19 protein-coding genes are annotated in these 23,965 nt (G+C 60.9%); 12 read left to right on the forward strand and 7 right to left on the reverse strand.

Going from position 1 to position 23,965, the window contains the following annotated elements; genetic code table 11:
- Positions 1 to 37 precede the first annotated feature (37 nt).
- Complete coding sequence (locus ACIOWL_RS07530) at positions 38 to 1,552, forward strand: DUF5129 domain-containing protein (protein WP_400383213.1); 1,515 nt, start codon at positions 38 to 40, stop codon at positions 1,550 to 1,552.
- Here ACIOWL_RS07530 and ppk2 read toward each other — a convergent pair.
- From ppk2 to ACIOWL_RS07555, 5 genes are all read right to left on the reverse strand, one after another.
- Positions 1,549 to 2,445 (reverse strand): polyphosphate kinase 2, encoded by an 897-nt coding sequence (ppk2, locus tag ACIOWL_RS07535; protein WP_400383215.1) that lies wholly within the window; start codon positions 2,443 to 2,445, stop codon positions 1,549 to 1,551. The genes ACIOWL_RS07530 and ppk2 overlap by 4 nt on opposite strands.
- Before the next feature lie 82 nt (positions 2,446 to 2,527).
- Positions 2,528 to 3,832, reverse strand: a complete 1,305-nt coding sequence (locus tag ACIOWL_RS07540; protein ID WP_400383217.1) for a M1 family metallopeptidase — start codon at positions 3,830 to 3,832, stop codon at positions 2,528 to 2,530.
- 38 nt (positions 3,833 to 3,870) lie between these two features.
- Positions 3,871 to 7,842 (reverse strand): Pls/PosA family non-ribosomal peptide synthetase, encoded by a 3,972-nt coding sequence (locus ACIOWL_RS07545; RefSeq protein WP_400383219.1) that lies wholly within the window; start codon positions 7,840 to 7,842, stop codon positions 3,871 to 3,873.
- Between the two features lie 387 nt (positions 7,843 to 8,229).
- The gene (locus ACIOWL_RS07550; protein ID WP_400383221.1) at positions 8,230 to 8,505 is read right to left on the reverse strand and encodes a hypothetical protein; all 276 of its coding nucleotides are present in this window, start codon (positions 8,503 to 8,505) and stop codon (positions 8,230 to 8,232) included.
- A 5-nt stretch (positions 8,506 to 8,510) separates the two neighbouring features.
- Entirely contained in the window at positions 8,511 to 9,479 is a 969-nt protein-coding gene (locus ACIOWL_RS07555; RefSeq protein ID WP_400383223.1) for a quinone oxidoreductase family protein, read from the reverse strand.
- 176 nt (positions 9,480 to 9,655) lie between these two features.
- Here ACIOWL_RS07555 and argC point away from each other — a divergent pair, with 176 nt between their 5' ends.
- From argC to ACIOWL_RS07585, 6 genes are read left to right on the forward strand one after another with little or no spacing between them, the layout of a single operon-like run.
- Entirely contained in the window at positions 9,656 to 10,687 is a 1,032-nt protein-coding gene (argC, locus tag ACIOWL_RS07560; protein WP_400383225.1) for an N-acetyl-gamma-glutamyl-phosphate reductase, read from the forward strand.
- Positions 10,684 to 11,898, forward strand: coding sequence for a bifunctional glutamate N-acetyltransferase/amino-acid acetyltransferase ArgJ (gene argJ / locus ACIOWL_RS07565; RefSeq protein ID WP_400383227.1), 1,215 nt, complete (start codon positions 10,684 to 10,686; stop codon positions 11,896 to 11,898). Before argC ends, argJ begins: the two co-directional genes overlap by 4 nt.
- A 32-nt stretch (positions 11,899 to 11,930) precedes the next feature.
- Complete coding sequence (argB, locus tag ACIOWL_RS07570) at positions 11,931 to 12,869, forward strand: acetylglutamate kinase (RefSeq protein WP_400383229.1); 939 nt, start codon at positions 11,931 to 11,933, stop codon at positions 12,867 to 12,869.
- Entirely contained in the window at positions 12,866 to 14,128 is a 1,263-nt protein-coding gene (locus ACIOWL_RS07575; protein WP_400383230.1) for an acetylornithine transaminase, read from the forward strand. The genes argB and ACIOWL_RS07575 overlap by 4 nt, the downstream gene beginning before the upstream one ends.
- Before the next feature lie 30 nt (positions 14,129 to 14,158).
- A complete protein-coding gene (gene argF, locus ACIOWL_RS07580; RefSeq protein WP_400383231.1) occupies positions 14,159 to 15,118 on the forward strand; it encodes an ornithine carbamoyltransferase in 960 nt (319 codons plus the stop codon).
- A gap of 2 nt (positions 15,119 to 15,120) precedes the next feature.
- The gene (locus tag ACIOWL_RS07585; protein ID WP_047121186.1) at positions 15,121 to 15,624 is read left to right on the forward strand and encodes an arginine repressor; all 504 of its coding nucleotides are present in this window, start codon (positions 15,121 to 15,123) and stop codon (positions 15,622 to 15,624) included.
- A 54-nt stretch (positions 15,625 to 15,678) separates the two neighbouring features.
- On the opposite strand, the gene ACIOWL_RS07590 is transcribed toward ACIOWL_RS07585, so the two are convergent.
- Together ACIOWL_RS07590 and ACIOWL_RS07595 are read right to left on the reverse strand one after the other, a co-directional pair.
- Positions 15,679 to 15,849 (reverse strand): hypothetical protein, encoded by a 171-nt coding sequence (locus ACIOWL_RS07590; protein WP_400383233.1) that lies wholly within the window; start codon positions 15,847 to 15,849, stop codon positions 15,679 to 15,681.
- A gap of 19 nt (positions 15,850 to 15,868) precedes the next feature.
- Positions 15,869 to 16,420: a macro domain-containing protein gene (locus tag ACIOWL_RS07595; protein WP_400383235.1), complete on the reverse strand. Its 552-nt coding sequence runs from the start codon at positions 16,418 to 16,420 to the stop codon at positions 15,869 to 15,871.
- Positions 16,421 to 16,729: 309 nt separating this feature from the next.
- Here ACIOWL_RS07595 and argH point away from each other — a divergent pair, with 309 nt between their 5' ends.
- The 5 genes from argH (at position 16,730) to tyrS (ending at position 23,552) form a co-directional block, all read left to right on the forward strand.
- A complete protein-coding gene (argH, locus tag ACIOWL_RS07600) occupies positions 16,730 to 18,148 on the forward strand; it encodes an argininosuccinate lyase (protein ID WP_400383237.1) in 1,419 nt (472 codons plus the stop codon).
- 139 nt (positions 18,149 to 18,287) lie between these two features.
- A complete protein-coding gene (locus tag ACIOWL_RS07605) occupies positions 18,288 to 19,028 on the forward strand; it encodes a maleylpyruvate isomerase family mycothiol-dependent enzyme (protein ID WP_400383238.1) in 741 nt (246 codons plus the stop codon).
- A gap of 122 nt (positions 19,029 to 19,150) precedes the next feature.
- On the forward strand, positions 19,151 to 19,690 hold the full coding sequence (locus ACIOWL_RS07610) for an adenine phosphoribosyltransferase (protein ID WP_400383240.1): 540 nt from the start codon (positions 19,151 to 19,153) through the stop codon (positions 19,688 to 19,690).
- A gap of 103 nt (positions 19,691 to 19,793) precedes the next feature.
- Positions 19,794 to 22,073, forward strand: coding sequence for a HelD family protein (locus ACIOWL_RS07615; protein WP_400383242.1), 2,280 nt, complete (start codon positions 19,794 to 19,796; stop codon positions 22,071 to 22,073).
- A 159-nt stretch (positions 22,074 to 22,232) separates the two neighbouring features.
- Positions 22,233 to 23,552 (forward strand): tyrosine--tRNA ligase, encoded by a 1,320-nt coding sequence (gene tyrS / locus ACIOWL_RS07620; RefSeq protein WP_400383243.1) that lies wholly within the window; start codon positions 22,233 to 22,235, stop codon positions 23,550 to 23,552.
- Positions 23,553 to 23,965 lie beyond the last annotated feature (413 nt).

Raw genomic sequence — 23,965 nt, forward strand, 5'->3', positions numbered from 1 at the left:
ATCAGACCATTAGTCCACGTTGACCGGAGCTGCACACATGCGTTTAAGCCATTTCACGACTCGAAGTTCGGCAGCGGTAGCTGTCGTGGCCTTGAGTTTCGCCACGATCCTCCCCGCAGCGAATGCGACGGTCTCCACTGTTGCCATCCCTGCCGGTACCAACCTGGAAAGCGTGAGCGTTTACGACACTGCAGATGTCCTCAACGATGAAAAAATCAAGGACGCGCTTGCCGGTACCGACTTCAACGAGCCGACAAAAGTAGTTGTCTTTTCCCGCGACGGAGAATACTCGGACAATATCAACACCGAAACGCTGTCCTTTGCGCGCGACTCACATCCGGAATGGATTTCCGCGGCTCCAGAAGACTACGGGGACTATTGGGCAGATGGCTATTTCATCATTACCCTCTCGGTCGAAAGTCCGGGAGAAGGACAGATCGGCACCTATTTTGGTGAGGATCGCAAGGTTTCCACCAGCCAGATGGAATCCATCCACAAGGCCGGATACGACGATTTCAACCTGTCCCGGTGGACTGACGGCGTGATTGCCGTCGCCGAAAAAGGCGCCAAGATCATGAATCGCCCGTGGTACAAAAATCCGGTCCTGTGGATTACCTCGGGCATTGCCGGGGGAGCTGCTGTAGTGGCCTGGCTGGTGACCTTGGGTGTGCGCGCTGCGCGGCGTAAGGAGTTCGCCGCACACCTTGCCTCGGGCAGGGAGCACTTGAGTAATGTGACCATGGATCTGGACACAACAGAGCTTTCGGCGCGCACCTTGCCGACCGGCTCGCACCATGCGGCAGATCTAGAGCGGCGTTTCGCTGACTTTATGGCCAAATACCGATCGTCGTTCACCGAGCAACAGGTACTGGAGACGGCAGATAAAAAGCTCAGGTCCTCAAGCGCAGGAGTGTCGCAGTCCAAGGGCTTTAACCAGACTGCGCAAATGCTGGACGCTACGGATGACGCGATTATCGCCGCCGCCGCGCTGTATACCCGCTCATCCCAATGGCAGGAGGCCTGGCGTGCACAAACCGCGCCGATCCTCGAAGACCTAGCTGAACTTCCTCAACTGCTCGGTGATCAAGACAAAAAACTTGGACCCGCCGGCGCTGCGTTGAGCTCGTTCAGCGACTCTGCGCAACAGGAGGTCGAACGCATCGGTACGGAATTCGCGGCTGAGAAAATCGACGTGGACACCGCGCTGGACCGGCTCAGCGAGCTTCGTAAGCTGCTGACCGAAAAACTTGATACCTATGCCACCGCACGGATCGGCGCCTATGCGAAGACCGCGGAAGAAGAAAAGGAAATGCGCGATTCCCTGCGCCAGCAGCGTTATGCCACCACAGGTACCCGTGCTGGTGGGTCGATCCTCGACGTCACCAGCCCGGCCGACCTGTTCTGGCGGGTCAACGCGTTCAACATCGGATACCGCTCGGCGGTCAGCTCCGTGGACAGCTCCCGCCAAGCCGCCAGCTCCTCGGGAGTATCCAGTGGCTACTCCGGGGGAGGCGGCAGCTTTTCAGGTTCGGGCGGTTCTTCCCGTTTCTAGAACTCTTCACCCTGGGAAATGACGTTGGCGGCGCGTCCCACGATCTTCGGATCGGGGATGCCCACTAGCTGGTGGTCTTTGCCCGTGTACTCAAAAAGGTTGAGTACATGGCGCATTGCCTGCAGCCGGGCACGCTTCTTGTCGTTTGATTTCACCACGGTCCAGGGTGCATGCTCGGTATCGGTTTTCAAGAACATTTCTTGTTTGGCCGAAGTGTAGTCATCCCACTTATCCAAGGACGCCAGATCCATGGGGGAGAGTTTCCACTGCCGTACCGGGTCGATGCGGCGGATAGTGAATCGGGTCAACTGTTCGCCGGCTGAGACCGAGAACCAGAACTTCACCAGGTCGATGCCTTCATCAACCAGCAGCTTTTCAAAGTTCGGTGTCTGGTCAAGGAAATGCGAGACCTGTTCTTCGGTGGAAAAACCCATCACACGCTCAACACCTGAACGGTTGTACCAGGAGCGGTCAAAAAGCACGATTTCGCCGGCCGCAGGGAAATGCTGAATATAGCGCTGGTAATACCACTGGGTCGATTCGCGTTCGCTTGGTTTCTCAAGCGCCACCACGCGGGCGCCACGAGGATTCAGGTGCTCGGTGAATCTTTTGATTGTTCCGCCTTTGCCAGCGGCGTCCCGGCCTTCAAAAACGATCACCACACGCCGGCCATTGGCCTTGACCCATTTCTGCAGTTTCAGCAGCTCAATCTGCAACGCCCGCTTTTGTTCGTCGTAGGTATCGCGATCCAGCTTTTCAGCGTAGGGGTAATCTTCCCGCCAGGTATCCACGATGCTTCCATCAGCACGCACCAGCACCGGATCATCATCGTCATTATCAAGTACGGTGTAGCCGTCTAGCGCTTCATCAAGTACGGGAAGTTCAATAGTCATGACGTCAGCATAGGATTTGCAGATTAACGGCAGGTGAATGGAAGGTATCTCCGAGCATGCAACTCAGGACCCGAACCCAAGATCAGGGCTGGGGAAACGACGGCAACTTTTCATCGAACAACCAGCGTTGGAAAATCTCGGTGGTCTTCGCTTCCGGCGCGTGAAGTGCGACGTGATCCATGAAGCTTTCGGTGCTTACGGAGGAGAATTTGTTGGCCGCCACCCAATCGCGAAGCATCGTGAAAAATTGATCCTCGCCCATCGCCTGAAGCAGCGCATAAAGCGTCAGCGCTCCGCGTTTGTAGACACGGTCATCAAACATGTCTTTGGGACCGGGATCTGCAATGCACAGGTCTTGCGGGCGCGAGTCCAGCAGGTCCCAGGCCTCGCGGGCACGCTGGGACAGGTCCATGATGCCGGCCGCGTCCGAATATACCCATTCACTGAAGCAGGCGAAACCCTCGTTAAGCCAGATATCTTTCCAACGTGCGGGCGTCAGCGAGTTGCCAAACCACTGGTGAGCGAACTCGTGGGCGATCAGCCGCTGAGCCTGCCAATCCATGGACAGATGATTCAGCCCAAAAATACTCAGGCCTTGGGCTTCCAAGGGGATTTCAAGTTCGTCATTAACCACCACCACCTTGTAGTTCTCAAAAGGGTAGGGTCCGAATCGGCGTTCAAACACTTCGGCCATGGCCCCTTGCCGGCTGAAAGCGCCGCGGACCTTGCGGTCCACCCCGGGCACGGCATAAGCCAACAAATGCCGGTCGTGGTCAAAGGGAATTTCCGTGTAGCGACCAATCTGTAGCGTCGCCAGGTAGGTGGCCATGGGTTCGTGCTGTTCATAAACCCACGTGTCCCGGCTCGCGGCCCGGCGATGGTCGACCAGGTCTCCATTGGCAACCGCCCGGTATCCGGCGTCGGTGGACACCGAGAAACGGTAGGTTGACTTGTGGCTGGGATGGTCGTTGCACGGGAACCAGGTGGACGCGCCAACCGGTTGGCCGGACACCAGGATCCCGTCGGTTAGCTCTTCCCACCCGACCTCGCCCCAGTGCCCGGCCTCCGCCTGCGGGCTGCCGGTGTAGCGTAGCGAGATTTCGGTCTGCGCCCCCGCCTCGAGCGTGCGAGGCAGCCCGATGACGACCCGATGATGTTTTTTGGACACGGGAACCTTGCGCCCCAGACAGGTAGCCTTGACTACTTTTAATCCAAACAGGTTCAGTGCCACCTCACTGATATTTTGCAGGGCACGAATCCGAAGGACCGCTTTGCCTTCCAGCAGGTTGCTCGCCAGCTTGACCGTCAGGTCGAGATCGTAGTGTTCAACGGTATAGGCAGGCGAACCGTGGTGTTTGGTGTAGCTGTCTAGGATCTGGTGGGGCATGGGTGCGAATATCCTCTGGTTGTGGTGGTGGTGACTGGTCAGGCCGGCTGGCTGAGGTTTTCAGCTGGAGTATGATCAGCGTGCTCCGGCTGCTGGGGGGTGTTAAGGTTCCAGCGTACTGCGGGATTGCCATGCCAGTAGGTATTTGCCGGCAGCACCTCGCCACGCAGGATCAGGCTGGCCGGCCCGGTGGTGGTTCCGGCAGAGATCTGCGCGGCCGGAAGGATCACACTGTGCGGCCCAAGGGTGGCACCGGATCCCAGGGTCACCGAATCAATGGACATGATGCGGTCATGGAACAAGTGCGTCTGCAAAACGCAACCGCGGTTGACCGTTGCATTGTCTTCCAACGTGACCAGATCCGCTTCCGGGAACCAGTAACTCTCACACCACACACCATGACCGATCTTGGCACCCTGGGCACGCAGGAACCAGACCAGGGCAGGGGTGCCCGAGGCCAAGCGAGCAAACCACTGGGCGCAGACCAGCTCGGTGAACGAGTCAACCATTTCGGTGCGCCAGATGAACGAACTCCACAGGGTATGTTCGCCTGGGCGAATCTTGCCGATGACGAGCCATTTCAGCGCTACCGCAATTAGCGCGGCCACCGCACCGGCGGCCACCAGCACCACACCGGACAGCAGTACGGCGACCAGCGGGCCGGCCGCTTGGCTGATGGCCGAAAGTGCCCACAATACTCCGGCTGCAATCGCCACCGTGGTGATGACCGCAAAACCACGGGTCAGTTCCCAGATAGCGCGCATGACTTTCAGTTTCATCGGCGGGCGGTAGGTGCGTTCTGACTCGGCGTCCACCGTGGTGCGGCGTAGCTTATGCGGGGGAGAGCCGATCCAGGAGGTCCCGGCCTTCATCTTTTTCGGTGTAGCGGACAACACCGCAATCAGTGAGCGTTTTGGCACGCGGCGCCCGGCATGCAGGATGCCAGAGTTGCCCAGGAATGCCTTTTTGCCGACCCGGACCGGGGCGATGTGCATCCACCCGCCACCGAGTTCATAGGAAGCGACCATGGTGTCATCGGCCAGGAACGCACCGGAGGAGATGGTGGTCATCTTGGGGATCAACAGCACCGTGGAAATCTCGACGTCGCGGCCCACCTTGGCACCGAGCAATCGCAGCCATACGGGGGTAAACAGTGAGGCGTACAACGGGAACAGGGTATCTCGGGCGGTGTCCAGGACTCGTTCGGTAGCCCAGGCCTGCCAGCCGACCCGTGAGGTGACCGGATGCCAGCCCTCCACCAGCCCAATGGATAGCAGCCGCACCTGGAGGATCACCAGCAGCATCTGGGAAACAAACCACACCACCGAGGCGAGCAGTATCGCGGGGAACAACCGCAGCCCAAGGCCGGTTAACGAATCTTCACCACGCAGCAAGGGTGCTGCGGCCAGGACAGCAAGGAGCACCGGAACCCACTGCACCAGATTCAGCAGCACCGATCCGGCACCGCCCAAGAACCGCGGCATCAGCTTATAGGCTGGTACTTCCGCAGGCCATTTGGGTTTGCTTCGCCCCTCGCGTTGCGCCGGGGAGCCGGCATACCGCGAGTTTTCCCGGGTTTCTCCGTAAACGGCGGAACCGGCCTCGACAATGCTGTTTGCCGCCACCTTGGCACCTGGAACCAGGGTGGAACGGGCGCCGATGGACGCGAAATCACCGACCTCGATGTGGCCAACATGGACCAAATCGCCGTCAATCCAGTAACCGGAGACATCAACTTCGGGCTCCAGGGTGGCCCCGGCGCCAACGGTGAGCATGCCGGTCACCGGCGGCAGGGTGTGCATGGTGGCGCTGCGGTCTATGTCCGCGCCAAGGCGGCGCGCATACCAAGGCAACAGCGGGGCACTGGCCAGGGACACCGGATCCACCACGTCGGCAATGTGCTGGGCCAGCCACAAACGCAGGTGCATGGATCCGGAACGCTGGTAGGTGCCCGGTTTCAACCCGCGCAGCAGCAGCTTGCTTGCCGCAATGGACAGGCTCATCCGCCCAATCGGGGTCACAAATACCAGCCAGAGCACTACCAGGGTGTACCACGGCAGGGGCGCTGGGGCTGAAAAAATTCCGACGGCCCACAATAACGTGTGGCCGAGCATGAGGTACGTGAACCAGCGCAGACCCGAGAGGATAAACAGCGGCGCGGAAACCAGTGACTGCGTGAACTGGGTTGAACGTTTGGTGCGGGAGACCGCGCGTGGTTCTCGCTCTTCGGTCTCCACCTGCTGACCACCCAGGAACTCCACCAGGGATCCGAACCGTGGATAGTCGTAAAGGTCCGCCACGGTGATATCCGGGTACCGGGTGCGTAGCGCGGAAACCAACTGGGCGGCGGACAACGAACCGCCACCGGCGCTGAAGAAGTCTGCGTCCAGGGAGGTAACTGCCAGCCCCAATGCGTCTTTCCACGCCCCGGCCACAAATTCGCCCACCTCATCGAGGTTGTCCAGCTGCGCTTCGTCGTCGTTGTGTTCGGCCCCGGCCAGTGGCCACGGAAGGGCGTTGCGATCCACCTTGCCGCTGGTTTTCATGGGCATGGTGTCAACGACCGCCAGCAGCGGCACCATGGGTGCCGGCAAATCCTTAAGCAGGAGTGTCCGGGCGGCGTTCAGATCGTAGTCCGCGGAGGCGTGGAGATAGCCAACCAGGATCTTGTTCCCGGTGGCGGTTTCGCGCACCGCCACCGCGGCACTTGAGACCTCGGGCAGTGAATTCAGCGCCGCGTCGATTTCACCAAGTTCAATGCGCCGTCCACCGATCTTCACCTGATCATCAACTCGTCCGATGAAGATCAGCCCCAACGGGTCATTGACGACCATATCTCCCGAACGGTAGGCACGCTCCCAGCCGAGGGTCGGCATCGGTGCGTACTTTTCCGCGTCTTTCTCCGGGTCCAGATAACGGGCCAAACCGACTCCGCCAATGATCAGTTCACCGGACTCGCCATCGGCCACCGGGATGCCTTCGGGATCAACTACCGCTAGGTCCCATCCGTTGAGCGGCAGGCCGATGCGCACCGGTAGGCTGCCGTCCATGGTGGCGCCGCAGGCGACCACCGTGGCCTCCGTGGGTCCGTAGGTGTTCCACACCTCGCGTCCGTCGGTGGCAAGCCGGCCGGCAAGCTCCGGCGGGCAGGCCTCGCCGCCGAAGATCAGCAGGCGCACCGAATCCAGGGCCTGGGCAGGCCAGAGGGCAGCCAGCGTGGGAACGGTGGATACGGCGGTGATGGCGCGGGAAACCAACCAGGGTCCCAGATCCATGCCGCTGCGGACCAGCGCGCGGGGAGCTGGAACCAGGCAGGAACCATTGCGCCAGGCGATCCACATTTCCTCGCAGGACGCATCAAAGGCGACCGACAAACCGGCCAGCACGCGGTCCGAGGTGTTCAGCGGGTCGTTGGGGAGGAACATCTGCGCTTCGGCGTCGACAAAGGCGCCAGCTGAACGATGCGAGACCGCGACGCCCTTGGGTTTGCCGGTGGAGCCAGAGGTGAAGATGATCCACGCATCATCCTCCAGGCCCGGTTCACGCGGGGAAGGGAAGGGGGTGGGGCGGCTGGAGGAAACCACGATCTGATCGGTTCCCTTGATGATGCCCGCGACCTCGGCCTCGGAGAACACCACCTTGGCGCGCTCATCCGGGTCATCGGCGTCAACCGGTACGTAGGCGGCCCCGACCCAGAGCACCGCGAGGATCCACTCGTACAGTTCCCGCGTGCCCGAGGGCACACGGACGCCAATGCGGTCGGCGGCGCCTAAACCGTGTTCGTGCAGTCGCCGAGCTTTGGCCTTGACCTCATCAAGCAGCTCAGCGTAGGTTTCGATGTTCTGCCCGTCATCGATTGCCGGGGCGTCAGGATGGCGCTGGGCGGTGTCCTTGAGAATCTCGATCAACGTGCGCGGGGTCGGCGCAAGAGCACCCGATGGGAACTGCGGAGCGAAAACTCCGGTTTCGGGTGCAGCTGAACGTATGGGGTCCATGCTTAGTGGATCCATCCCTTCACTATGGTGTGACAGTAGGTGGGAATCATGGGGGAGATGAAACCCGGCGCGAAGTTGGATCCTGGAGGGGTGGAAGGCAAAAGGCTTCCACAGACCATTAAAGCTACTTTGCACCGCCTAAGGTAGGAAACTGCACCCGTTTTGTCGCGCTTGTCTCAAAAGTTACTTCAAACGTTTCAAATTGGTCCCCAGAATTGGTTTTGCGGAAACGGCGGTGTTGAGCAGAATTCATCGTCGAGTCACCTGATCGGTGTGAGGCGCTCGCCGACGAAATCTCGTGGCTGGCACGGATCGCCCCAGGCATTGGAGTGCCGGGAGGCTGTTGCATCCCTGCCACTGGTCATGGAGCCAGGCGGCGCAATTCAGATCAGCTCGATGCGCTCAGGCAACAAGCCGCGTGGCAGTTTGAAGCAGCGCGGCAAAAAGAAAGCTCGCACCGGCAACAAAAACCGACCAGTCCCTCAGGTCAAAGGACCCGATCACATTGGCCCAGCGCTGGCGCATGGTGGTTGCCGATGGCAAGAGCTCGCCATCAGGCGCGACGGCATGACGGCCTTCGCCGCCGCTTGAATTTTCACTGCCCCGGCCGAAAACCGGATACACCACCAGCGCCAGCAGGCCCAGCCCCAACACCCAGGTCACAATGAGGTCAATCATCGGGTTCAGGGAACCAGCAGGACTTTGCCGGTTGTGGCGCGGGACTCCAAGGCGGCGTGGGCTTCGGAGGCCTGAGCCAGCGGGAATTGCGCACCGATGCGTACGTCCAAGTCCCCGGAAGCGGCCCAGCCCATGATGTCGCCAAAACGCCAGTGCATCTCATATTCGGTGCTGATGAAATCATCAAGTTTCGGGCGAGTCACCGACAGCGACCCCCCGGCGTTGAGCCGTTGCAGGTTGAAGTCCGGCACCTGTCCGCTGGCCCCGCCGAAGAGCACCAGGGTGCCGCGGCGTCGTAGCGCCGCCAGCGAGGTGTCAAAGGTATCTTTGCCGATGCCGTCGTATACCGCGTGCACCCCCTCGCCCTGGGTGACCTTCTCAACCGTGGCCGCGACCTGGCTGTAATCCACCACATAGTCGGCCCCGGCGGCCTTGGCGAGATCCTTTTTCTCTTGGGTGCTGGCGGTGGTGATCACCGTAGCACCTTTGAGCTTCAACAACTGCGTGAGCAAAAGACCCACCCCACCGGCACCGGCATAGGTGAGGATTACATCGCCTTCGCGCACCATGTAACTTGAGTGCACCAGGTAGTGCGCGGTCATTCCTTGGAGCGGGAGCGCCGCAGCCACATGCAGGTCCACCGCATCGGGCACATGGCCCACCTTGGAGGCATCCACCACCGCGTAGTGCGCGTAACCGGCCGTGCCGGATGCCGTGGCTACCCGGTCACCGACCTTGAAGTTTTGCACCCCGTCGCCCAACTCGGTGATGACGCCGGAAAATTCGGAGCCGGGGGTAAATGGATATTTGACCTGGTACACACCGCTGCGTTGGTAGGTTTCAATAAAATTGACCCCTGTCGCGGCGATTTTTACCAGAACCTGTCCCGCCGCGGGGCTGGGGATTGGCGCCTGTCCCAGAACCAGTCCCTTGGCATCCGAGGGTTCGGTGACGAGTATGGCTTGCTGCTGCATGGGAGCGCTCCTGTGAAAATTCGACGTGGGCCTCGCTGAAGGGGGCCGCTGCTAGGCTCAGTCTATGACCGAAGGCTGTCGACGGGCTGAGCGAAACTGCCTATGTCGTGAATCATGACAAAGTATGTTGTGAATATTTATTAGCCTCCATGCATAATTTGCGGTAAGCTCTGGTCATGACGATTTCAGTAGCTGTCTCCGGCGCCAGCGGGTATGCCGGTGGCGAAGTCCTGCGTATCCTCGCCGCCCACCCCGACGTAGAAATTGGCGCTATCACCGCGCATTCCCAGGCCGGCGCGCGCCTGGGCTCGGTGGCCCCGCATCTGCACGCGCTCGCCGACCGGGTCCTGGTGGAAACTACCGTTGAAAACCTTTCCGGACACGATGTGGTTTTTCTTGCCCTGCCGCACGGCGCCAGTGCCGCCGTTGCCGAGCAACTGCCGGACTCCACCCTGGTGATTGACGCGGGCGCCGATTTCCGCTTGGAATCGGCGGCTGCTTGGGAGAAGTTCTACGGCACCCCGCACGCCGGTTTCTGGCCCTACGGGTTGCCTGAGCTTCCCGGGCAACGTGAAAAGCTCGTTGGCTCCAAACGTATTGCGGTTCCAGGGTGTTACCCTACCGGCGGGCAGCTCTCGCTGGCCCCGGGGTTCGCCAACAACCTGCTCGAACCAGATGACGTAGTGATCGTTTCCGCCTCGGGTACCTCGGGCGCCGGCAAAAGCGCCAAAACCCACCTGCTGGGTGCCGAGGTCATGGGCTCCATGAGCACCTACGGGGTGGGCGGGGTGCACCGCCACATCCCGGAAATGGAGCAGGGATTCTCCAAGCTGGCCGGTGAACCGGTCACCGTGTCCTTCACCCCAACACTTGCCCCCATGCCGCGCGGCATCCTGACCACCGCCACCGCCAAGGTGAAGCCCAGTGTCACCCAGCAGCAGCTGCGCCAGGCCTGGGCCGACGCTTATGACGATGAATTGTTTGTCCACCTGCTGCCAGAGGGCCAATGGCCGACGACCGGCGCGGTGCAGGCAAGCAACCACGTTCAGCTCCAGCTGGCCTTCGACACCCACGCCAACCGCGTGATTGTCTCGGTTGCGCTGGATAACCTGACCAAGGGCACCGCTGGTGCCGCAGTCCAGTCGATGAACATCGCCCTGGGACTGAAAGAAGATACCGGATTGCTCATGCAAGGAGTCGCACCGTGAGCCTCGCCCACACAAACACCCACCCGTCCGCCAATACCCTTGGCGTGACTGCCCCGGCCGGGTTCACCGCCGCCGGTGTTCCCGCCGGGCTCAAGAGCACCGGAAAAAACGACGTGGTGGTGGTGCGCAACCTCGGGCCGGAATTCGCCGCAGCCGGGGTCTTCACCTCCAACCGCGTATCCGCGGCGCCGGTTAAATGGAGCCAGCAGATCCTCGCCGACGGCCGGATCGACGCGGTCCTGCTGAACTCCGGCGGTGCCAACGCCTGCACCGGGGCCGAGGGTTTCGGCAATACGCACCGCAGCGCCGAGCATGTGGCGGATCTGCTGAAGATTTCCGCCGCAGATGTGGCGGTGGCCTCCACCGGCCTGATCGGCCTGCAGCTGCCCATGGACAAGCTGTTGCCAGGCATCACCGCCGCGGTGGGCCAACTCGCCGACGGCCAGGATGCCGCGGATCAGGCGGCCGCCGGCATCATGACAACCGACACGGTGTCCAAGCAGGTCAGCCGGGTGGTGGGGGATGCAACCACCGGACAGGTGCTCATCGGCGGCATGGCCAAGGGAGCGGGTATGCTCGCCCCCGCGTTGGCCACCATGCTGGTGGTCTTGACCACCGATGCGGTGCTTTCCAGCGAACAGCTTGACGGTGCCCTGCGCAGTGCCACCGCGATGAGTTTCGACCGCGCGGATTCCGACGGTTGCATGTCTACCAATGACACCGTGCTGCTTCTGGCCTCGGGGGCGTCGGGAATTTCCCCGGACCTCGAAGAATTCACCGCGGCGCTGACCGACGCCTGCCAGGAACTGGCCGCCCGGCTGATCGAGGATGCCGAAGGCGCGGATCACACCATCGCCATCCGTACCTTCAACGCGGCCACCGAGGCCGACGCGCTGGAGGTCTCCAAGGCGGTTTCGCGGTCAAATCTGGTGAAGACCGCGATCTTCGGCAAGGACCCCAACTGGGGCCGGGTGCTCTCCGAGGTTGGAACCACCCGGGCCGCCTTTGACGCCGATGAGCTCAACGTCGCCATCAACGGTGTCTGGGTTTGCCAAAATGGCGGGGTGGGTGAAGACCGTTCGCTGGTTTCGCTTGAAGAGCGCAACGTGAGCATCGAGATCGACCTGAACGCGGGCACCGCGCAGGCAACGGTGCTGACCAACGACCTGACCCACGACTACGTCCACGAAAACTCCGCCTACTCCAGCTAGGCACCGCCCGGCAGGACGACAGGAAAAACAACATGTCTGAAAACACCCGCCCCGACGTTGGCCAGGCCCAGCGCAAGGCCGAAGCGCTGATCGAAGCCCTGCCTTGGATCCAGCGTTTCGCCGGCACCACCATGGTAATCAAATACGGTGGCAACGCCATGGTTAATGAGTCTCTGCGCCGCGCTTTCGCGGAGGATATTGTTTTCCTGCGCCACGCCGGAATCAACCCCGTAGTGGTTCACGGCGGCGGGCCGCAGATCAACAAGATGCTTGACACCTTGGGCATCGAATCCGAATTCCGCGGCGGGTTGCGGGTCACCACTCCCGAAGCCATGGATGTGGTGCGGATGGTGCTCACCGGCCAGGTGCAACGCGACCTGGTGGGACTGATCAACTCCCACGGCCCGTACTCGGTCGGTATGTCCGGGGAAGACGGCGCCACCTTGCAGGCGGTCCGCACCGGCACCGTGGTGGACGGGCTCCCGGTAGACCTCGGATTGGTTGGCGAGGTGACCAGGGTGCGCACCGATCAGGTGGATTCGTTGGTTGACGCCGGGATGATCCCGGTGATTTCCACCGTGGCCCCGGAATTCGACGCCCACGGCGAGCCGACCGGTGCGGTCCTCAACGTGAATGCGGACACTGCCGCCGGAGCCCTGGCCATCGCGCTGGGGGCCTCCAAGCTGGTGATTCTCACCGATGTCGAGGGCCTGTACAGTGCGTGGCCGGACAAGTCCTCGTTGATCACCTCGCTGAGCACCGACGAACTGCGGGAGATGATGCCGAGCCTTGAATCAGGCATGATCCCGAAGATGGGCGCCTGCCTTGACGCCGTGGATTCCGGAGTAGGCCAGGCGCACATTGTTGATGGGCGCGAACCGCATTCAATGCTGCTTGAAATCTTCACCACCGCCGGTGTGGGCACCCAGGTGATCCCCGCCGCACCAACAAACCTAAAGGACCACAAGTGAGCGACCAGGCAGCATCCACCGACGTTACCCCCACCGCAGAGCCCAGCACGGCGCAGCTTACCGGGCTGGAAAACCAGTCCTCGGCCGTCCTGACCGAGCGGTATTCCAAGAGCCTGCTCGGTGTTTTCGGTACCCCCCAGCGGGTGCTGGTGCGCGGAGCCGGCTGCCATGTCTGGGATGCGGACGGCAACCAGTACCTGGATCTGCTTGGCGGTATTGCGGTGAATACGCTAGGCCACGGCAATCCGTTGTTGACCAGCGTGATCACCTCCCAGCTCGCCACCTTGGGCCATGTGTCCAACTTCTTCACCTCGCCCTCGCAGATCGCGCTGGCGGAGAAGCTGTTGGAACTCTCCGAGGCCCCAGCAGGTTCCAAGGTGTTTTTTGCGAACTCGGGGACCGAGGCCAATGAAGCGGCGCTGAAACTCACCCGCCGAAATGCCGGCACCGAGCAGACCCCGCGCACCAAGGTGATTGCCCTGGAGCATGCGTTCCACGGCCGAACCTTGGGTGCCCTGTCACTGACCTACAAGGAAAAGTACCGCGCGCCGTTCGCGCCCTTGCCGCAGAACGTCACCTGGATCCCGGCGGGGGATATCCAGGCGCTGCGCGATGCGGTTGATGAGAGTGTCTCCGCCGTATTCATTGAACCAATCCAGGGCGAAGCCGGTGTGCTTCAGTTGTCCGCCGAATACCTGCAGGCCGCCCGCGAGATCACCACACGCACCGGCGCGCTGCTGGTCTTCGACGAGGTGCAGACCGGAATGGGACGCACCGGCCAGTTCTTCGCCTCCGCACCGGTGATCCCAGACGTGATGACCCTGGCCAAGGGGCTTGGCGGTGGTTTCCCCATCGGCGCCATGATTGTATTCGGTGAAGCGAACACCTCGCGGCTTACCCCCGGCGATCACGGCACCACCTTTGGCGGGAATCCGGTGGCGTGCGCCGCCGCGCTGGCGGTCATCCACACCATTGAGAAAGAAAACCTGCTGGCTCACGTGCGTGAGACCGGTGCCTGGCTGCGCAACGAACTTGAGGGTATTGACGGGGTGGGTGCCGTGCGAGGCGCCGGCCTGCTGAACGCCTTCGAGCTCACCGGGGCTTCCGCGCCGCGGCTGGTGAGCGCGGCGCTGGATGCAGGATTCATCATCAACGCCACCGATGAGCACACCATTCGGTTGGCCCCGCCGCTGGTGATCACCCGCGAGCAGCTTGCCAGCTTCATCCAGGCGCTTCCCGCACTGCTTGCCGCGGCCTGAGCGACTCACCAAGATTTTAAGGAACACACCATGAGCACAACCCGCCACTTCCTGACCGACCTGGATTTCACCCAGGCCGAGCAGACCAAGGTGCTGGATCTGGCACTGGCCATGAAAGCCGACAAATACGCCTTTACCCCCTATGCCGGTCCGCAAACCGTTGCGGTATTTTTTGACAAGACCTCCACCCGCACCCGGGTTTCCTTCCATGCAGGTATCGCGGAACTCGGTGGGTCGCCACTGATCATCAACTCCGCCGAGTCCCAGCTGGGTCACAAGGAATCCATTGCCGATTCGGCCAAGGTGCTTGAACGAATGGTTTCCACCATTGTGTGGCGCACCTACGCACAGTCCGGGTTGGAAGAAATGGCGCAGAATTCCTCGGTGCCGGTGATCAATGCGCTGTCTGATGATTACCATCCCTGCCAACTGATGGCAGACTTGCTCACCGTGCGTGAGCACAAGGGTGCGTTGGCGGGTTTGAAGATGACCTACCTCGGCGACGCGGCCAATAACATGGCAAACTCCTACCTGTTAGCCGGGGTGACCGCTGGCATGCATGTGGCCATCGCCGGGCCTGCCGGTTACCTGCCGGCCGACTCGATTATCGAGGCGGCCACGCAGCGCGCGGCGCTGACCGGCGGATCGGTCACCATCACCACCGACGCGGCGGCCGCCCTGGCCGATGCCGACGTCGTGGCGACCGATACCTGGGTCTCGATGGGTCAAGAAGATGAAAAAGAGGCACGCCAGAAGCTGTTCACCGAGTACTCGGTGACCTCAGCGGCAATGAAGCACGCCAAAGAGGATGCCATCGTGTTGCATTGCCTTCCGGCCTACCGCGGATACGAAATTGACGCGGCGGTCATCGACGGACCGCAGTCGGTGGTTTTTGATGAAGCGGAAAACCGGGTGCATGCACAGAAGGCCGTGATGACCTGGCTGATGGTTGCTTCCGGCCTGGCCGATGATCCCCGGGTGGAGCTGTAATCATGGCCTCCCAGCCCAGTACAAAAACCGCCCGCCAGGCGCGCATCCGAGCGTTCCTGGGCAACAACTCGGTCAAATCCCAGGCCGAGCTGCTCGGCTTGTTGAAGGATGATGGGCTGGAAGTGACCCAGGCGACGCTCTCGCGTGACCTCGTGGAAATTGGCGCGGTGCGCATCCGCGACAACTTGGGACAGCTGATTTACGCGGTGCGTCAGGAAGGCGGGGACCGTTCCCCGCAGACCGCCATCACCCAGGAAGTGCTCGATGCCCGGCTTGCCAAAATCTGCGCCGAGCAGCTGGTGACCGCTGAGGCGTCCGGAAACATTGTGGTGTTGCGCACCCCGCCGGGGGCCGCGAACCTGCTGGCATTGGCCATCGACCATTCGCAGATGCCGTCCATCTTGGGCTGCATCGCAGGGGACGACACCATTATGGTGACGACCCGACAGGTTGACGGCGGGGCAGAGGTAGCCGCCCGCTTCCTGCAGCTGGCCGAGCCAAGCTGAGTTCCGGCACGCCGGGCACCTGCTGTTTTCCACAGTGCGTGCCCGGCGTCGTGCTTAATGCCGACGACGGCCGATGCTTGATCTACGGCGCTGCGGCTCCCAGTCGTCCGGGAGCACCAACGTGCGACCCCCAACGCGCGCGGTGCGCCGGGCGGCACCCAAAAACACCACCACGAGCTTCAAGTCCGTGGTGGTGTTTTTTCCGTTGCGTGCGCGACGAAGCATTTGAGCAGTGCTGTGTGAATCAGGCGGCAAGCTCTTCGACGGCGTTTAGCGCGAAAGCCTGTTCAAAGGCGTCCTGCATCTGATCGGTGTGCGCCACCAGGATGATCCGGTGGATGGGAGAGATATGTTTGTTTGTCTCTACCCATTCGCTGATCGAGCCGAAGGCGATCTGCGCGACTTGCTGGGGATCCCAGCGAAAAGCACCGGCGCCCAGGGCCGGGATGGCGATTGAATGGGCCTCATGGCGGGCGGCCACGTACAGCGAATTCTTGAAGCAATCGGCAAGGATCTTCGGATTCGGTTTAATCAGGGCCAGGTTCGGCGCGGCGGTGTGGATGACCCACTTGGCTTTGAGATTCCCTGCCTTGGTTGCCACCGCAACACCCGAGGGAATGCCATCGGGGTAACGCTTGGCGCGGACTTCGCGACATGCCGCCAGCAAGGCCGGGCCAGCGGCGGTATGAATCGCCCCGTCTACACCGCCGCCACCCAGAAGGGACGGGTTGGCTGCGTTGACGATGGCGTCGACGCTCAGTGTGGTGATGTCACCGCGAAACAACTGGATATCCATTTGGTTTCCTCCAACGACGTATCCGTATACGACTATGGCATCACCTTACGCCCGGGTCATGCTTCGTGGAAGAGGTAATCTGCCAACTGATAGCTGGCACCGGGCAACTGCTATCAAAACTCTTAGGATCGGGTCTCTGGAAGTCAGGACACCGGCGCTGGGAGGAATGCCTGTTCCACTGAGTGCATATTTATGAGTAACATTGCATAAATCTTTGCTAGAGTAGGATTCAGTGAAATATTTCCCTCGCGTCGCCACCTTCCGGTGGCGCGCGAGCGGATCTCGGGCAGCAGCAGAAAGGAACGAGCCTTGGCCTCGTCAACAAATGAAGGATCGCTCTGGGGCGGCCGTTTCTCCGACGGCCCCGCGGACGCAATGGCAGCACTGAGCAAGTCCACCCACTTCGACTGGCGCCTGGCCAGTTATGACATTGCCGGATCCCGCGCACATGCCAAGGTGCTGCACCGCGCAGGCCTGCTCACGGAGCAGGAACTGTCCGACATGATTTCGGCATTGGACAAACTTGAGGCAGATGTCCGTGATGGGGTGTACACCGCAGCGCAGTCTGATGAGGATGTCCACGGTTCACTGGAACGCGGGCTGCTTGAACGGGCCGGCACCCAGCTCGGTGGCAAGCTGCGCGCGGGGCGTTCGCGCAACGACCAGATCGCCACGCTGGGACGGATGTTCCTGCGCGATCATGCGCGGATCATCGCCGGCGGTGTGATCAATACCTTGGATGCCCTGTTGGGACAGGCCAAGGCCCACCCCTATGCCCCGATGCCGGGCCGCACCCACCTGCAGCATGCCCAGCCCATCCTGCTCTCGCACCTGCTGCTGGCTTATGCCTGGCCGTTGCTGCGCGATGTCCAGCGCTTTGTCGATTGGGACAAACGAGCAGCTGTTTCGCCCTATGGTTCGGGCGCGCTGGCGGGTCAGACCCTGGGACTGGACCCGAACTTTGTGGCCGCGGAGCTGGGTTTTGATTCGGCCGTGTACAACTCGATCGACGGAACCGCCGCCCGCGACGTGTTCGCCGAATTCTCATGGATCACCGCCATGATCGGGGTGGATCTCTCCCGTGTCAGTGAAGAAGTGATCCTCTGGGCGACCAAGGAATTCAGCTTCGTGAAGCTGCATGATGCGTTCTCCACCGGCTCCTCGATCATGCCGCAGAAGAAAAACCCGGACATCGCAGAACTCGCCCGTGGCAAGGCCGGGCGCCTGATTGGCGACCTGACCGGGTTGCTGGCTACGCTCAAGGCGCTGCCGTTGGCTTACAACCGCGACCTGCAGGAAGACAAGGAACCGGTTTTCGATGCCGCGGACACCTTGGAAATCCTGCTTCCAGCCGTCGCAGGCATGATCGAAACCCTGAGCTTCAACACCGAACGTATGGCAGACCTGGCTCCGCAGGGTTTCGCCTTGGCTACCGACATCGCCGAATGGCTGGTGCGCCAGGGTGTTCCATTCCGCGACGCCCATGAGCTGTCCGGCGCTGCGGTGCAGCTTGCAGAATCCCGGGGTGTAGAACTGTGGGACCTGAGCGATGCGGACTACGCCGGGATCTCCGATCATCTGACACCTGCGGTGCGCGAGGTCCTGTCGACCGAGGGCTCGCTGAACGCGCGTAATGGCCAGGGCGGTACCGCCCCGAGCGCCGTGGCCGAACAGATCACCGAATTCGAACGCCAGTTGGATGAGGTTCGCGGATGGGTTAGTGCCTAAGACGTAGTTTTGAACTCTAGTACCTGAGCTCACAAATCCCTGGCTCAAACCTCTGGGACCGGAGTCGTGGCGGTGCATCACCCTGCCACGGCCCCGGTCCTTCGCGCTTTTAAGCCGCACTCGCGATACAGTGTGGTTTATGACACAGCTACTGGCGCCGGCCGCACTCATCACACAGGTCACCACCTCTTTGGATGAGCTGCGCGCGCAGCTGCGTGGCGTCGACTTCCAGGACTATCCGAAACCCAGCTCGCTGCCGGGGTGGAGCATCTCCCAGCTCATCGCGCACCTTGCGTCTTTTGCAAAGGCCGCGCGCCGCCAATTCGGGTCAGTCGGAGCTTCAACGCAGCCGGAGATGTACGACGGGGGACAGGCCGGGCGTATCGAAGCCATCAACATGACCGCACTGATGCGTCCCGAGGCGCTGCTGGAACTGACCACTTCGGCCCTGGCCGAACTGCGCGAGGTGTTGCCGGAGACGGAAAACCACTGGGAGGAATCGGTCGGTTATCGCCCCGGGGCAAAGGTTGCCGACATGATGTATGCCACGTGGCGAGAGATGCTTATCCACGCTACCGACCTGAACGAGTTCGTGCGCCCGGCCTCCAGCTGGCCCGCCGAGTTCTCCGAACATCTCTTCCGTGCATTGTCCGCTCGTGTGCCGGCGCAGGACCGTTTGGTATTGCAACCACACGGCAAATCACCAGTAATCCTCGGAGCCGGCGAAAAATCCTGGGTGCTCTCGGGAACCGAGTTTGATCTGGCTGCATGGCTCGCCGGCCGTCCCGCAGCCGGCCCGGTGCAGGCTACCGCCGCGGCGGATGCCAGCGACTATCCTTCCCTGCTTCCCTGGCCCAGTGATCGACTCATGAATCGCTAGCGGCAAATGTTTTCCTCCCCTGTTAGTCGCGGCCGGGAGACGGATTACCCGATGCGCTCGGTGAGCCGAACGGAAAACAGCTCAGCACGTCGCTGCGCCAAATGCGGCTAAAATTGTGAGGCGTGAATACTTCTGAAAGCATTACCGATCTGCTGGACCGTCTGTGCGCGATTGTCCCCGACTACCCGCAGCCTGGAATTTCATTTAAGGACCTGACCCCAGTTTTCGCCGACCCAACGGGGTTGCGAAGGATGGTCGATGAGCTTATTGCCCCATTCGAGGGGCAATTCGATATTGTGGCCGGGCTGGAAGCTCGCGGTTTTGTGCTGGCCGCGGCCGCGGCCTATGCCTCGGGCAAGGGAATGTTGACCATCCGCAAGGCGGGCAAGCTGCCGCGCGAGGTTTACCGCGACGAATACACCTTGGAATACGGCTCGGGCTGCCTTGAAGTGCACCGTGACGAAATCGCCCCGGGCACCCGGGTGTTGATCCTGGATGACGTGCTGGCAACCGGTGGCACCGTCGGATCTGCGGTGCGGCTGGTGGAGATGACCGGCGCGGTAGTTGCCGGTGTGGGTGTGGTGCTGGAGCTGGACGGGCTAGCAGGCCGCGAGAAACTCGACGGGCACCAGGTAGTTTCCCTGCAGTTGGTGCATTCCTAAAAGACTTCGCTCGGTTACGCCACCCGCGAAGCAGATTAACCGCGCTCGCGGTGGCACGCGTAGAATGATCTGTCCTGTGAATTTAGCGCAAGGGGAAACTGGGTTGTCCGAAACGATCGAGCAGGATCTGTCCACCGAGACCGAGTATGTGGGCAAACTGTACGCCAGACTCGATGAATTGCGTGCCGAGAAGGTACAGCAGCTGGGCCGCACCCGGGCGCAGGGCGCCGTGGGAAGCTTCCAGAACATGTCAGAGCGAGACTCTTTCGCGACCCTGTATGAGGATCGAATCGCGCAGTTGGATGCGGTACAGGATCGGTTGGTGTTCGGCCGGCTCGACATGGCCTCCGCAAGCGGGGCCAATGGTTCGCAAAGCCCGGACGAGAACCGCACCCGCTACATTGGACGTATCGGCCTGAGCGATGAAGATCTGAACCGTCTGATGATTGACTGGCGCGCGGCGGAAGCCGCCCCGTTTTACCAGGCAACCGCGTTGAACCCGCGCGGGGTGCGCCGGCGTCGACACCTGATGCTGTCAGGTCGCAGCGTCGCAGGCATTGAGGATGACGTGCTGGATGAGACCTGGCTTGACGAGGGTCATACCCACCACGGTGAAGGTGCGCTCATGGCGGCGTTGCGTGAAAAGCGCACCGGTCGCATGGGAGATATTGTCGGCACCATCCAAGCCGAACAGGACGCAATTATCCGTGCACCGCTGCCTGGAGCGGTGGTTGTCCAGGGCGGGCCGGGAACCGGCAAAACTGCTGTGGCTCTTCACCGTGCGGCCTTTTTGCTCTACGAATACCGGGAACGGCTGAAAAACGCCGGCGTGCTGATCGTTGGGCCCTCGAACTCGTTTATGCGCTACATCGAGCGGGTGCTGCCATCGCTCGGTGAAACAGGTGTGGTGATGTCCTCGGTCGGCGAGCTGTATCACGGTGTGCAGGCCGTACCGGAGACAAACCGCACCGTTGCCAGGCTTAAAGGCCGCCCGTCTATGGCCCGGGTGATCTCCACCGCGGTGCGCAATCGGCAGCGTGTGCTGGCCGAGGATCGGACCGTGGTGGTTGAGGGTACCGCCCTCACGCTGACCCGCAAGATGGTATTCAATGCCCGTGAACGTGCCCGCCATACCCATAAACCGTATAACCAGGCACGCGAAACCTTCGTGAAGGTGCTGGTGGGCGACCTGGCCGAACAGCTGCGCCGCAAGCTGGAGGAATCGGCGGGGCAATCCTCGACCACGGATCGCTCCTACCTGCCGCAGGAGGTCCGCGAGTCCTGGGACGTACGGGTAGCGCTGAACCTGTGCTGGATGCCGATGACTCCGCAAAAACTTGTCCGCGAGCTTTTTGCCAACCCGCACCTGTTGGCGGCGGCCGCGCCAAAGCTTTCGGAGGCAGATCGCGACGCGCTCTACCGTCGCGCCGATGCCCCCTTCACGGAGGCCGACGTACCGCTGCTTGACGAAGCCGCGGAGCTGTTGGGCGAATTCGCGGATCCGCAAGCGGCCAGCAACCAGGCCCAGTATGACCGCGACGTGGAAAACGCGCAGGCCGCGCTGGTGAATATGCACACCATGCTGGAGAATGCCGGTATTGATGGGGTGGTGACCGCAGAGCAGGTTGCCGGGGTTAACCAGGAAACCGCCGCGCGCCAAACCGCAGCCGAGCGTGCGGTGGCGGATCGCACCTGGGCTTATGGACACATTGTGGTTGATGAAGCGCAGGAGCTCTCCCCGATGCAGTGGCGGCTGTTGCTGCGCCGTTGCCCGATCAAGTCCTTCACCATTGTGGGGGACATCGCCCAGACCTCGGCGGCGTCCGGAGCTACCAGCTGGGATCAAGCGCTCTCCCCGTTTTTCGCGGATCGTTTCACGTTGGAGGAACTCACGGTTAACTACCGTACGCCGGCACAGATTGCTGACGCCGCGGTGCGTGTTGCGCAGGCCGCTGGCCTGCATATCACCACACCGCGTGCGGTGCGTGAGGGCGATTGGCCGGTGCTGCTGACCAAGTCAACCGCCGCGCAACTCGATGACACGCTGCGTACTGCCTTGGCCGAGGAGCTGGAGTTCGCCGCTGGGGGCTTGCAGGCGGTTATTGTGCCGCAGGACCAACTGGCCCACACCAGGGAAGTCATCGGTGCAGCCTATGGTGACCGCGTCGGTATTGGCTCTGGTGGGTTGAGCCAGGACATTGTGGTGATTTCCGCGCGTGAATCCAAAGGCTTGGAATTTGATGGGGTAATCATCCTTGAACCCGAGCAACTGGTTGCCGAAGTCGACGGGGGAGTGGGGGACCTGTACGTCGCCATGACCCGAACGACTCAGCGGTTGCGTGTGGTTTATACCGGTACCTTGCCCCAAGGAATGAAAGCCTAGCCACACCGGTTGGCGCGAAGTGGCATACAGCTACCGCCAACGGATAATCTAGGAACTGCGCATGCTAGGAAACCCCAACTGGTTGCGCGGTGCTGGACTTCCGCCGGAATCGGCGGATGTAAGGGGCAGAACATAGACAGAAAAATGGTCAAAGTCAGCATGTCTGAAAGCAAGCAGAATCCCGTTATTGCGGGTCAGAGTAATGATTCTTCCTTCGCGAATGTTTGGCAGGAGCTGAAGTGGCGCGGCCTGGTGCATGTGTCCACCGATGAAACCGAGCTTGAACGAGCGTTGTCCGAGGAAACCATTACCTACTATTGCGGCTTTGATCCTACGGCGCCGTCGCTTCACTTGGGCAACTTGGTTCAGCTGTTGAATATGCGTCGCTTGCAGCTGGCCGGGCATCAGCCATTGGCCTTGGTCGGCGGTTCAACGGGTTTGATTGGTGACCCTCGGCAGACCGCAGAGCGCACCTTGAACACCAAGGAGACCGTGACCGAGTGGGTGGCAAAGCTGCAGGCCCAGGTCTCGCGCTTCTTGTCTAACGAAGGTGATAACGCCGTACGTTTGGTCAACAACCTGGACTGGACCGCGCCTCTCTCGGCCCTCGATTTCCTGCGCGATGTTGGAAAGTACTTCCGTGTGGGCACGATGATCAAAAAAGAGATTGTTGCCGCGCGGTTGAACTCGGATGAGGGTATTAGCTACACCGAGTTCTCCTACCAGGTGCTGCAGGGATACGACTACCTTGAGCTGTACCGCCAGTACGGGTGCACACTTCAGACCGGTGGTTCTGATCAGTGGGGCAACTTGACCAGCGGCACCGACCTGATCCGCAAGGTCGAAGGCAAGTCGGCTTTCGCCTACGGCACGCCTTTGATCACCAACTCCGACGGAACCAAGTTTGGTAAGTCGGAAGGCAATGCGATCTGGCTTGATGCAGAAATGTGCTCGCCGTACACCTTCTACCAGTTCTGGCTAAACACCGCGGATGCGGATGTGATTGATCGTTTGAAGGTTTTCACCTTCATGTCACGAGAACAGATCGAAGCTCTGGCGATTGAAGTTGCCGAGCGTCCGTTCAAACGCCAGGCACAGCGTGAACTTGCCTGGCAGGTTACTTCTCTGGTGCATGGTGAAGAGGCAACGAACAAGGTCATTGCAGCTTCGGCGGCGGTGTTTGGAAATGGCGATCTGGGAGATATTGATCTTCCGACGCTACAGGCTGTTATTGCCGAACTGCCTACCGCCCAGGTATCGGCCGATGATTTAGGCATTCTAGATGTTTTGGTTGCATCTGGATTGAGCAAAACCCAGTCAGAAGCACGCCGCACCGTCGGTGAAGGCGGCGCCTACGTGAACAACGGGAAGATCGAAGGAATCGAAAGTGAACTTTCGCAGGCCGACTTCTTGCATGGAAGGTACGCCATTGTTCGCCGCGGCAAGAAGAACATGGCCGTTGTAGAGCTAACCAAGTAGTAACTAAGCAAAACCGCCAAAAAATCTGTGAACCAGCACACTTTTTTGGCGGTTTTGTTGTATCAAAATACGAAAACAGCTAGTCAGGACGGAAAATTCACCTGCTTCGAAGGGTGGTGGGTCGATTTTGCGTCCAGATGAAATCCGTGTAAAGTTTTATCTCGTGCCGCTGACACGGACCGATCGAAAGAGGTTGGGATGTGGACGCGGAGCGAACAGGTTTGAAACGCCGAGTTGACTTTGGTTGACGAGGTGGTAAGCTTGAAAAGTTGCTCCGGAGCGAAGCAGTCAAACGGAATGTTTGGTTGTGGTGTCGTGAGTGTTTGTTGTTTGAGAACTCAATAGTGTGCCAAGTTTGTTGATACCAAATTATTTTTTGTTTGGTGAATACGAAACATTTTGCTTGGGATGAT

It is taken from the genome of Glutamicibacter sp. NPDC087344, from assembly GCF_044744225.1.
Taxonomy (GTDB): domain Bacteria; phylum Actinomycetota; class Actinomycetes; order Actinomycetales; family Micrococcaceae; genus Glutamicibacter.

What these genes read in the sequence shown, in the direction of transcription:
- ACIOWL_RS07555 (WP_400383223.1), bottom strand. Translation starts at nt 9,479, where the DNA reads ATGCAGCAGCAAGCCATACTCGTCACCGAACCCTCGGATGCCAAGGGA.
- ACIOWL_RS07585 (WP_047121186.1), top strand. Translation starts at nt 15,121, where the DNA reads ATGGCCTCCCAGCCCAGTACAAAAACCGCCCGCCAGGCGCGCATCCGA.
- argF (WP_400383231.1), top strand. Translation starts at nt 14,159, where the DNA reads ATGAGCACAACCCGCCACTTCCTGACCGACCTGGATTTCACCCAGGCC.
- ACIOWL_RS07550 (WP_400383221.1), bottom strand. Translation starts at nt 8,505, where the DNA reads ATGATTGACCTCATTGTGACCTGGGTGTTGGGGCTGGGCCTGCTGGCG.
- ACIOWL_RS07595 (WP_400383235.1), bottom strand. Translation starts at nt 16,420, where the DNA reads ATGGATATCCAGTTGTTTCGCGGTGACATCACCACACTGAGCGTCGAC.
- ACIOWL_RS07545 (WP_400383219.1), bottom strand. Translation starts at nt 7,842, where the DNA reads ATGGATCCACTAAGCATGGACCCCATACGTTCAGCTGCACCCGAAACC.
- tyrS (WP_400383243.1), top strand. Translation starts at nt 22,233, where the DNA reads ATGTCTGAAAGCAAGCAGAATCCCGTTATTGCGGGTCAGAGTAATGAT.
- ACIOWL_RS07605 (WP_400383238.1), top strand. Translation starts at nt 18,288, where the DNA reads ATGACACAGCTACTGGCGCCGGCCGCACTCATCACACAGGTCACCACC.
- ppk2 (WP_400383215.1), bottom strand. Translation starts at nt 2,445, where the DNA reads ATGACTATTGAACTTCCCGTACTTGATGAAGCGCTAGACGGCTACACC.
- argC (WP_400383225.1), top strand. Translation starts at nt 9,656, where the DNA reads ATGACGATTTCAGTAGCTGTCTCCGGCGCCAGCGGGTATGCCGGTGGC.
- argB (WP_400383229.1), top strand. Translation starts at nt 11,931, where the DNA reads ATGTCTGAAAACACCCGCCCCGACGTTGGCCAGGCCCAGCGCAAGGCC.
- ACIOWL_RS07540 (WP_400383217.1), bottom strand. Translation starts at nt 3,832, where the DNA reads ATGCCCCACCAGATCCTAGACAGCTACACCAAACACCACGGTTCGCCT.
- ACIOWL_RS07590 (WP_400383233.1), bottom strand. Translation starts at nt 15,849, where the DNA reads ATGCTTCGTCGCGCACGCAACGGAAAAAACACCACCACGGACTTGAAG.
- ACIOWL_RS07530 (WP_400383213.1), top strand. Translation starts at nt 38, where the DNA reads ATGCGTTTAAGCCATTTCACGACTCGAAGTTCGGCAGCGGTAGCTGTC.